The organism is Caulobacter sp. P1_B12_2, assembly GCF_056406675.1.
Genome location: NZ_JBFTZS010000164.1, coordinates 1 through 9,167 on the forward strand (window position 1 = coordinate 1; position 9,167 = coordinate 9,167).

Genomic DNA, 9,167 nt, shown 5'->3' on the forward strand with positions numbered 1-9,167 from the left:
TACCGCTCCTCTTCCCCCTATGAGGGAAGACGGCCGCGCAGCGGCCCGTAGGGGGCAAGTGCGTGAGCCTCTAAACCTTCGGCGGCCGGCGCTTCAGCGCCACGTACAGCGCCCCGTCACCGCCGTGCCGCTTATCGGCCGGCGACACCCCCGCCACGATGTCCCGCAAGGCCGGCCCAGCCAGCCATTCGGGCGTACGGGCTCGTAGCACCCCGACCCCTAGCTTGCCCTTGCCCGTGACCACCAGGGCCGCCCGGTGGCCATCCTCCCAGGCGCGACGCAGGAAGGCCTCCAGCATCGGCCGGGCGCGGTCCTGGTCCAGGCCGTGCAGGTCCAGCCGCGCGTCCAGCGGCGTGTGCTCGCGGGCGATCTTGCGCTTGCGGTTGGGCTCGATGCCTTCCAGCGGCCCCGGAGCCCGCTGGACCCCTGCCGGCTTGATGCTCTTGGGATCGATCAGCAGCGGGGCCAGCGGCTGAAGCGTCGTCGGCTGGACCAGCGACTTCTCGGCCTTGGGCGTCCAGCCGGCCGCCTTCTGGGTGGACTTGGCCCGCACCGTGGCCGTGACCATGCCCCACAGGCGCATTTCGTCCTGGCGCGGGGGGCGCTTCACGGTCTCAGCCCCCTTTTAATCGATCTCGGGGAACGAGGCGGTAGAGGCGCAGCTCGTGGCGCACGCGCCCGGCCTCGGCCCCGGCCGCCGCGCCGGTGCCGGTGTAGAGATCGGCCCGCACCTCGCCCTTGATCGCACCGCCGACGTCCAGGGCCACGGCCAGGCGGCGATAGGTCGGGAAGCCGCCCACCAGCTTCGGCGCGCTGGCGTCAAGCCAGTAGAGCTCGCCCAGGGCGTGCTTGCTGGCGTCCACGGCGATGGCGCGGCCGGCCGGCAGCGGGATCCCCGCCGCGCCCACCGCCTGCTTGCCGTCGTCGGGCAGGGTCTGGAAGAACACATAGCGCGGGTTCAGCTGCATGATCGCGTCGGCCTCGGGACCGCGATGCTCGGCCAGCCAGGTGCGGATGGCGTCGCCGGAGGTGTTGTTGTCGGGCAGCAGGCCCCGGTCGCGCATCGGCGTGGCGATTCCGACGAACGGCCGGCCGTTATGCGCCGCGAAGGCCGCGCGCACCCGCCGGCTGTCCGGCATGACCAGGATGCCCGAGCCCTGGATCTGCAGGAAGAACAGGTCCTCCGGACGCAGCCAGGCCAGGGGACGGGTCTCGGGCGTGGCCTCGATGGCCGCGCGGTCCGGATAGGGCAGCACCTGCCCGCCCTCGATCTCGCCGGCGACCTTCTTGCCCGCCAGGCTCGGATCGAACTGCGCCAGGTCGAGGTTGACGAGGTCGGCCGGCTTGCCGCGCATCGGGGCGTTGAACTCGGCCGAGCGCGACATCCGCGCCTCGTATTCCGGGGCGAAATAGGCGGTCAGCAGACCCTGGCCGGGGACGGCCTCGGGGCGGAAATTGGCTTCGAGGAAACGGCGGGCGTCGGCGTCGTCGCCCAAGCGCTCTGCGCGGGCCTTGCGGCACACCTCGGCCAGGGCCGGCGCCTTGGCCACGCCGCAGCCCTGGCGGAAGGCGTCCAGGGCGCCGAGATGGTCTTCCTGCGACCAGCCGGCCAGGTCATTGAATGACAGGGCGCCCGTGGATGTGACGGGCCCGACCGGCGGCGTGATCGGGCCGGGGCCCGGCGTGACCGGCGGCTTCACCGGCGCGGTCGTACAGGCCGCCAGCGCCAGGACGGCGAAGGCGGCGGCAAAACCCTGGCGCAGCATCAAGCCTCCGCGACGTCGACGCGGACCAGGGTCCAGTTCGGGTTCTTGCTCTTCAGGTCGCGCTGGAAGGTCCAGAGATCGGCCGTGCGGCGATCGTCGACCGCATCGCCCTCGGCGCTGGTCGAGCGGGTGCGGATCTCGGCCAGGATGCGGACCACCGCCTTGGCTACGTCGCCTTCGACCGTGATCGAATCCAGGTCGGTGCGCGGCGTGACCAGGAATTCGGCCTTCTCGGTGCGGTTCAGGGCCTCACGCGCCGCGATGGCGGCCTCGAAATTGGCCATGACATCGGGCGCCAGCAGCGGCCTGAGCGTCTCGCGCTCGCCGGCGGCGAAGGCCTTGACGATCATCTCATAGGCCTGGCGCGCGCCGCTCAGGAAGTGGCCAATGTCGAAATCCGCCTGGCGAGCACGCAAGGCGGCAAGGCCCGACAGGGCTTCGGGCGGCGCTTCGGGGGCCTTCAGGTCACCCGTCGGACCGTTGGCGGAAACCACCGCGGGGGCGTCCTCTGGCTGACGTCCAACCCGGCGACCCAGGGTGGCGTAGAGCTGGTAGAGGATGACCGCGGCCAGGGCCGCCAGGATAATCCATTCAAACACGATATTTTCCGCTCACTCGGCCAAGGCGCCCCGTGGCTCCTATATAGGCGATAACAGGCTCGCGCGTCAGGCGCCTGGCGTTGCACGCCAGCCGCCCGCGTGTTAGCAGCCCGGCTCTCTCCTAGCGGCCAATTTCGACGCCGAATACGGATTTATCGCACATGACCGACACGACCGCCGCTCCGCCCGCCGCTCCCGAAGACGCCGCGGGCACGGAAACCGGCATTCGCATCATCGCCCAGTTCGTGCGCGACTTCTCTTTCGAGAGCCCGCACGCCCCTGACTCGCTGCGCGCGGGCGGCGCTCCGCCGGCCATCGACATGGGTGTCGAGATGAACGCTCGAGGCCGTCCCGACGGACTTTTCGAGGTGGACCTGAAGCTGTCGGCCCGCGCCACGCGCGACGAACAGTCGGTGTTCCACGTCGAAGTGATGTACGGCGGCCTGTTCCACATCGCCGGCGTGCCGGAAGACCAGCTGGAAGCGGTGCTGCTGATCGAGTGCCCGCGCTTCCTGTTCCCCTACGCCCGTCGCCTGATCTCGGACGTCACCACCGAAGGCGGCTTCCCGCCCTTCCTGATCGACCCGATCGACTTCGCCGGCGTCTATGCCGCCCGCAAGGCCCAGGCCGAAGGCGTGGTGATCGGCAACGCCTGATCACGCCAAGAGCGTTCAAGACAAAGGCCCCAACCGCCTGAGCGGTTGGGGCCTTTTCTTTGTGCAAAATTCGCCGTCATCCCGGGCGTACCCCGGCGAAGGCCGGGGGAAGACCCGGGACCGCCGGAAGCGCTGAGTTCACGCGTCGGTCCCGGATCGGCGCGCTACGCGCTTGTCCGGGATGACAATTTTTATGGCTGCGGCTTCTACGGCTGCAGCCGATACCCGCCCATCTCGGTGATCAGGATGCGCGCCACGGTCGGATCGGGCTCGATCTTCTGGCGCAGGCGATAGACGTGGGTTTCCAGGGTGTGAGTGGTGACCCCCGCGTTGTAGCCCCAGACCTCGGTCAGCAGCTCCTCGCGCGACACCGGCTTGGCGCCGGCGCGGTAGAGGTACTTGAGGATGTTGGTTTCCTTCTCGGTCAGCCGGACCTTCTTCTGCTTTTCGTCGATCAGCAGCTTGGCCGACGGCCGGAACTCGTAGGGACCGATCCGGAACAGGGCGTCTTCCGAGGCCTCGTAGCTGCGCAGCTGGGCGCGGATGCGGGCCAGCAGCACGCCGAAGCGAAAAGGTTTGGTGACATAGTCGTTGGCGCCCGATTCCAGGCCCAGGATGGTGTCGCTGTCGCTGGCCGCGGCCGTCAGCATGATCACCGGGGCGGTGACGCCGTTCTTGCGCATCAGGCGGCAGGCCTCGCGGCCGTCCATGTCGGGCAGGTCGACGTCCAGCAGGACCAGATCAGGCTTCAGCTCCTTGGCCATCCGCACGCCTTCGCCGGCCGTCGGAGCCTCGGCGACCGCGAACTCCTCGTGGAGGGCGAGTTGCTCGGCCAGAGCCCCGCGCAGATCATCGTCGTCGTCGACCAGGAGAAGGGTTTTGCGTTGCGCCATGAGCGGGAACATGCACCGCTGCGGCCCCCGGCGCCAAGGCGGTTCTCGCTTCTGGCGCCGCAACACCCTCGGAGACCGCGTCTTGACGATCTTTCGCGCCCGCCCCGACGGTTCAAGCCCTTGGGACGGCCAGATCGCCTGGGGTGAGCGGTCCGCGCGCGCCGCCCTGGGCAAGGCGGGCGTGGTCGCCGCGGCCGACAAGCGCGAGGGCGACAATCGCAGTCCGACAGGCGTCTGGCCGATCCGCTACGTGCTTTACCGCCCCGACGTCTATCCGGACGGCCCGACGACGGCCCTGGAGGCCAAGCCCATCGCCCCGGACGACGGCTGGTGCGACGCGCCGGGCGACCCGGCCTACAACGAGCCTGTAAAGCTGCCCTACCCCGCCAGCGCCGAGCGGCTGTGGCGCGACGATAACGTCTACGATCTGGTGGTGGTGCTGGGCCACAATGACGCTCCGCCGGTTCCGGGCCTGGGCTCGGCGATCTTCCTGCACCTGGCCCGCGACGGCTATCCCGGCACCGAGGGCTGCGTGGCCCTGGCGCGGGCGGACGTTCTGGCTCTGCTGGCGGCCGCCAAGCCTGGCGACGCRGTCGAGATCGCGGCGGACTAGGTTCGCACGCCGAACAGCGCCGACCCCACCCGCACCGAGGTGGCGCCGCAGGCGATGGCGGTCTCGAAATCGTCGCTCATGCCCATGGACAGCTTCGCCAGCCCGTTGCGGGCCGCAATCTGGCTCAGCAGGCGGAAATGCGGGGCCGGGTCGAGATCGGCCGGCGGAATGCACATCAGGCCCTCCACGGGCAGGTCCAGGCCCCGGCACAGAGCGACGAAGCCGTCGGCCTCCCCGGGGCTCACACCGGCCTTCTGGGGCTCCTCGCCGGTGTTGACCTGCACGAACAGCCGGGGCGCCCGGCCCTGGGCCTGGACCTGGTCGGCCAGGACCCGCGCCAGCTTCTCGCGGTCCAGGCTCTCGATCACGTCGAAGAAAGCCACGGCGTCGGCGGCCTTGTTGCTCTGCAGGGGTCCGATCAGCCGCAGCTCGACCTCCGCCCGGCGCTCGCTCCAGCGGCCCATGGCCTCCTGCACGCGGTTTTCTCCGAACACCCGCTGGCCCGCGTCGAGAATGGGGGCGATATGGTCCCAAGGCTGCAGCTTGGACACCGCCACCAGGGTGACCGCGTCGGCCGGTCGGCCGGCGGCCATGGCGGCGGCCTGGATACGGGATTGGATCGAGGCGTAGACGTTGGACATGAGTTCGGAACACGCGATCGGCGAGATGGAAGCCCTGTCTAGAACGGCGGCGCGCCTTCGCCCATGGCCGGTGCGCGGAAAGCCGCTGCCGAACCTGCTGTTCTTCACCGATCCCGAGCGCACGCCGGATCCCGAACGGGTCGCCGAGCGCCTGCCGGCCGGAGCGGCCGTGGTGTTTCGGGCGTTTGGAGCCCCGGACGCGACGGCGCAAGGTCTGCGGCTGCGCGAGATCACCCGGCGACGGGGCCTGTCGCTGATGGTCGGCGCTGACGAGGCGCTGGCGCTTGAGGTCGAGGCGGACGGTCTGCATCTGCCCGAGCGCCTGGTCTCGACCCTGCCCGAACTGCGCACGGCGCATCCCGATTGGCTGATCACGCTTGCCGCTCACGATGAACAGGCCGCTCGCGCCGGCGCCGCGGCGGGCGCGGACGCCCTGGTTGTGTCGCCGGTCTTCGCCAGCCGCAGCCCTTCGGCGGGCGCGCCGCTGGGCGTGGACGGCCTGAAAAGGATCGTCGAGGCGGTGGAGACGCCGGTTTACGCGCTGGGCGGCGTGCGCGCGGACACGGTTCCGCGACTGCTGGACACGGGAATTGTCGGGATAGCGGCGGTTGAGGCGCTTAACGCCTGATCGCGCTTAGAACTTGAACGCGGTTTCCAGCTTCACCCGGGGCGCGGGTTCCTGGATCTCGTTCTTGCGGGCGGACAGGGCCGGGTTTTGGTCGCCCAGGGCCACGGCGCCGCCGACGCGGATCGACGGGGTGACGCTGTAGTAAGCGCCGGCCTGGACGTCTCTGGCTTCCATCTCGCGGCCCACGGGCTGTTCGAGATCGAGCTTGAGGCCCCACTTGCCCTTCTTGTCGTCCCACTTCAGGGACTTCTTCGGACCTTGGGTCGGGTTGAACGGCGCGATCGGGGTCGAATTGCCRAAATCGCTCTTCACGGCGAAGTCAGGCGTGCTCGTGCGCGGCTTGCTTTGGGCATACACCCCCGAGGCCGATCCCGTGAGGATCAGCGCGGCGGCCCCTGCCATGAAATACCGTGCGGCGAACATGTTACTCGAACCCAATCCCCAACCCGCGCCTCGATAGAGTCAAACCCTATATAGGAGCGGGCTCCCTGAATATCGATTAAAGGCCCTAGTACAACGCGGTCAACCGCCGTTGGATTGGTCTAGACGTCGCAAGAGTCGATTCAAGCGGCGCCTGTGGCGGTCCTGCCACGCGATTCCTGTTTTGACGCGGCGCGACCATGCTATAGACCGGCTTCCGGCTGCGGGGGCGCGCCAGGTCGCGCGAGAGCGCCGGTGATACATTGGAGCAAGTTACTATGGCGTTTGAGCGTGGGTCGGTGTTGCGCGGCGTCGCCGCTAGCGTTCTGGCGCTGACCGTTCTGACCGGGGTTTCGGCCTGCGGCGGCAACAAGGGCGGCGGGCAGTTCACGACCCAAAGCGACGAGCCCGGCTTCAACCCCTTCAAGGGTCGCGGCGGCGGCAAGGCCGCGCCTCAGGCCGGCGCGATCGGCGTCAACGGCTTCCTGTGGCGCGCCAGCCTCGACACCCTGGCGTTCATGCCCCTGGCCTCGGCCGACCCTTACGGCGGCGTGATCGTCACCGACTGGTACACCAATCCGGAAAAGCCGGACGAGCGCTTCAAGGCGACCGTCTACATCCTGGACACCCGCCTGCGGGCCGACGGCCTGAACGTCACGATCTTCAAGCAGGTCAAGGACGCCAGCGGCGGCTGGAACGACACCGCCGCCACCGAACAGACGGCGACCGACGTCGAGAACGCCATCCTGACCCGCGCCCGTCAGCTTCGACTTTCCAACATCAAGAACTAGGGCTTTCCCTGGTTCTTCGCGGGAGCCGTTTGTCCGCGGACAAATGGCTCCCGTTCGCACTTTTAGAACCGCGCCCAGGCCGAAACCGCTTATGACTTCCGCGGACCGCGCCTCAGGTGCGAGCCCCCGCACGAACAGTCTGGTTTCATGGCCCGCTACAATCCCAAAGACACCGAGCCGAAGTGGCGCGCCGCCTGGGCGAACGCCAACACCTTCCTGACGCCGATCACACCCGACGCGCGTCCGAAGTACTACGTGCTCGAGATGTTCCCCTATCCGTCGGGGCGCATTCACATGGGCCATGTGCGCAACTACGCCATGGGCGACGTCGTGGCCCGCTACAAGCGCGCCCAGGGCTTCAACGTGCTGCACCCGATGGGCTGGGACGCGTTCGGCATGCCGGCCGAGAACGCCGCCATGGAGCGCGGCGTCCACCCCAAGGGCTGGACCTACGACAACATCGCCGCCATGCGCGAGCAGCTGAAGGCCCTGGGCCTGTCGATCGACTGGTCGCGCGAGTTCGCCACCTGCGACCCGGAATACTATGGCAAGCAGCAGGCCTGGTTCCTGCGCCTGCTGAAGCGCGGCCTGGTCTATCGCAAGGAAGCCTCGGTTAACTGGGACCCGGTCGACATGACCGTCCTGGCCAACGAGCAGGTGATCGACGGCAAGGGCTGGCGCTCGGGCGCGACCGTGGAGAAGCGCAAGCTGACCCAGTGGTTCCTGCGCATCACCGACTATGCCGACGCCCTGATCGACGGCCTCAAGACCCTGGATCGCTGGCCGGAGAAGGTCCGGATCATGCAGGAGAACTGGATCGGTCGGTCCAAGGGCCTGCGGTTCACGTTCAAGTTCGACGGTACGGCTCCCGCTGGTCACGCCGACGGCCTGGAAGTCTACACCACCCGCCCCGACACCCTGTTCGGCGCCAGCTTCGTGGGGATCGCCCCCGAGCATCCGCTGGCCGAGCAGCTGGCGGCGGCCGACCCGGCCGTGGCCGCCTTCGTCGCCGAGTGCCGCAAGGGCGGCACCTCGGAGGCCGACATCGAGGGCGCCGAGAAGCTGGGCCGCGACACCGGCCTGCGCGTCGTTCATCCGCTGGATTCGACCCTGACCCTGCCGGTCTGGATCGCCAACTTCATCCTGATGGACTACGGCACGGGCGCGATCTTCGCCTGCCCGGCTCATGACCAGCGCGACCTGGACTTCGCCCGCAAGTACGACCTGCCGGTCCTGCCGGTGGTGCTGCCGCCGGGCGAGGACGCCGCCAGCTTCCAGGTCGGCAAGGAGGCCTATGTCGGCCCCGGCGCGATCTTCAACTCCGAATTCCTGGACGGCCTGGACATCGAGGCCGCCAAGACCGAGGCGGTGAACCGCATCGAGGCCATGAACCAGGGCCAGGGCGCGACCGTCTATCGCCTGCGCGACTGGGGCGTCTCGCGCCAGCGCTATTGGGGTTGCCCGATCCCGGTCATCCACTGCGCGGCCTGCGGTCCCGTCGGCGTGCCGGAAGACCAGTTGCCGGTCGTGCTGCCCGACGATGTCACCTTCGACAAGGACAAGCCGGGCAACCCGCTGCTGCGCCACCCGACCTGGCGTCACACCACCTGCCCGTCCTGCGGCGGCAAGGCCGAGCGCGAGACCGACACGCTGGACACCTTCGTCGACAGCTCGTGGTACTTCGCCCGATTCACCGACCCGACCGCCGCCGAGCCGATCGACAAGGCCGCGGCCGACCACTGGATGGCGGTGGATCAGTATATCGGCGGCGTCGAGCACGCGGTGCTGCACCTGCTGTACGCTCGCTTCATCACCAAGGCGCTGAAGGACGAAGGCCTGCTGTCGGTCGACGAGCCGTTCGCCGGCCTGTTCACGCAAGGCATGGTCACCCACGAGGCCTACAAGAACGCCGCCGGCGAGTGGGTCGAGCCCTCGGACATCCGCATCACCGTCGAGGGCAATACGCGCACCGCCGCCCACGCCGCGACCGGCGAGCCGATCACCATCGGCGACATCGAGAAGATGTCGAAGTCCAAGAAGAACGTCGTCGCGCCCGAGGACATCTTCGAGGCCTACGGCGTCGACGCCGCGCGCCTGTTCGTGATGAGCGACAGCCCGCCCGAACGCGACGTGCAGTGGACCAACAGCGGTGTGGAGGGC

11 protein-coding genes are annotated in these 9,167 nt (G+C 68.8%); 5 read left to right on the plus strand and 6 right to left on the minus strand.

All coding sequences use genetic code 11. The annotated features are described in order from the left end of the window. Positions 1–70: 70 nt before the first annotated feature. From AC1DZ6_RS12045 to timA, 3 genes are read right to left on the minus strand one after another with little or no spacing between them, the layout of a single operon-like run. Positions 71–610 carry a Smr/MutS family protein gene (locus tag AC1DZ6_RS12045; protein ID WP_477097415.1) on the minus strand — a complete coding sequence of 180 codons (540 nt, stop codon included), beginning with the start codon at positions 608–610 and terminating at the stop codon, positions 71–73. Positions 611–614: 4 nt separating this feature from the next. Next, positions 615–1,766 carry an MltA domain-containing protein gene (locus tag AC1DZ6_RS12050; RefSeq protein ID WP_477097416.1) on the minus strand — a complete coding sequence of 384 codons (1,152 nt, stop codon included), beginning with the start codon at positions 1,764–1,766 and terminating at the stop codon, positions 615–617. Beyond that, positions 1,766–2,365 (minus strand): TIM44-related membrane protein TimA, encoded by a 600-nt coding sequence (gene timA, locus AC1DZ6_RS12055; protein WP_477097417.1) that lies wholly within the window; start codon positions 2,363–2,365, stop codon positions 1,766–1,768. Before timA ends, AC1DZ6_RS12050 begins: the two co-directional genes overlap by 1 nt. A 161-nt stretch (positions 2,366–2,526) precedes the next feature. Here timA and secB point away from each other — a divergent pair, with 161 nt between their 5' ends. After that, the gene (gene secB / locus AC1DZ6_RS12060) at positions 2,527–3,021 is read left to right on the plus strand and encodes a protein-export chaperone SecB (RefSeq protein WP_477097418.1); all 495 of its coding nucleotides are present in this window, start codon (positions 2,527–2,529) and stop codon (positions 3,019–3,021) included. A 206-nt stretch (positions 3,022–3,227) separates the two neighbouring features. Here the strand turns inward: secB and AC1DZ6_RS12065 are convergent, their stop codons facing one another. After that, entirely contained in the window at positions 3,228–3,914 is a 687-nt protein-coding gene (locus tag AC1DZ6_RS12065) for a response regulator transcription factor (protein WP_477097419.1), read from the minus strand. A gap of 82 nt (positions 3,915–3,996) precedes the next feature. Between AC1DZ6_RS12065 and AC1DZ6_RS12070 the strand changes: the two genes are divergently transcribed. Beyond that, positions 3,997–4,527 carry a L,D-transpeptidase family protein gene (locus AC1DZ6_RS12070; RefSeq protein WP_477097420.1) on the plus strand — a complete coding sequence of 177 codons (531 nt, stop codon included), beginning with the start codon at positions 3,997–3,999 and terminating at the stop codon, positions 4,525–4,527. On the opposite strand, the gene AC1DZ6_RS12075 is transcribed toward AC1DZ6_RS12070, so the two are convergent. Then, complete coding sequence (locus tag AC1DZ6_RS12075) at positions 4,524–5,168, minus strand: YggS family pyridoxal phosphate-dependent enzyme (RefSeq protein WP_477097421.1); 645 nt, start codon at positions 5,166–5,168, stop codon at positions 4,524–4,526. The genes AC1DZ6_RS12070 and AC1DZ6_RS12075 overlap by 4 nt on opposite strands. Here AC1DZ6_RS12075 and AC1DZ6_RS12080 point away from each other — a divergent pair. Beyond that, the gene (locus tag AC1DZ6_RS12080) at positions 5,167–5,796 is read left to right on the plus strand and encodes a thiamine phosphate synthase (protein WP_477097422.1); all 630 of its coding nucleotides are present in this window, start codon (positions 5,167–5,169) and stop codon (positions 5,794–5,796) included. The genes AC1DZ6_RS12075 and AC1DZ6_RS12080 overlap by 2 nt on opposite strands. Positions 5,797–5,802: 6 nt before the next feature. On the opposite strand, the gene AC1DZ6_RS12085 is transcribed toward AC1DZ6_RS12080, so the two are convergent. Further along, on the minus strand, positions 5,803–6,108 hold the full coding sequence (locus AC1DZ6_RS12085) for an NtrZ family periplasmic regulatory protein (protein WP_477097423.1): 306 nt from the start codon (positions 6,106–6,108) through the stop codon (positions 5,803–5,805). 386 nt (positions 6,109–6,494) lie between these two features. On the opposite strand from AC1DZ6_RS12085, the gene AC1DZ6_RS12090 reads away from it, so the two are divergent. After that, entirely contained in the window at positions 6,495–7,007 is a 513-nt protein-coding gene (locus tag AC1DZ6_RS12090; protein ID WP_477097424.1) for a DUF3576 domain-containing protein, read from the plus strand. A 147-nt stretch (positions 7,008–7,154) separates the two neighbouring features. Beyond that, a partial coding sequence (gene leuS / locus AC1DZ6_RS12095; protein ID WP_477097425.1) for a leucine--tRNA ligase occupies positions 7,155–9,167 on the plus strand: 2,013 nt, incomplete at its 3' end.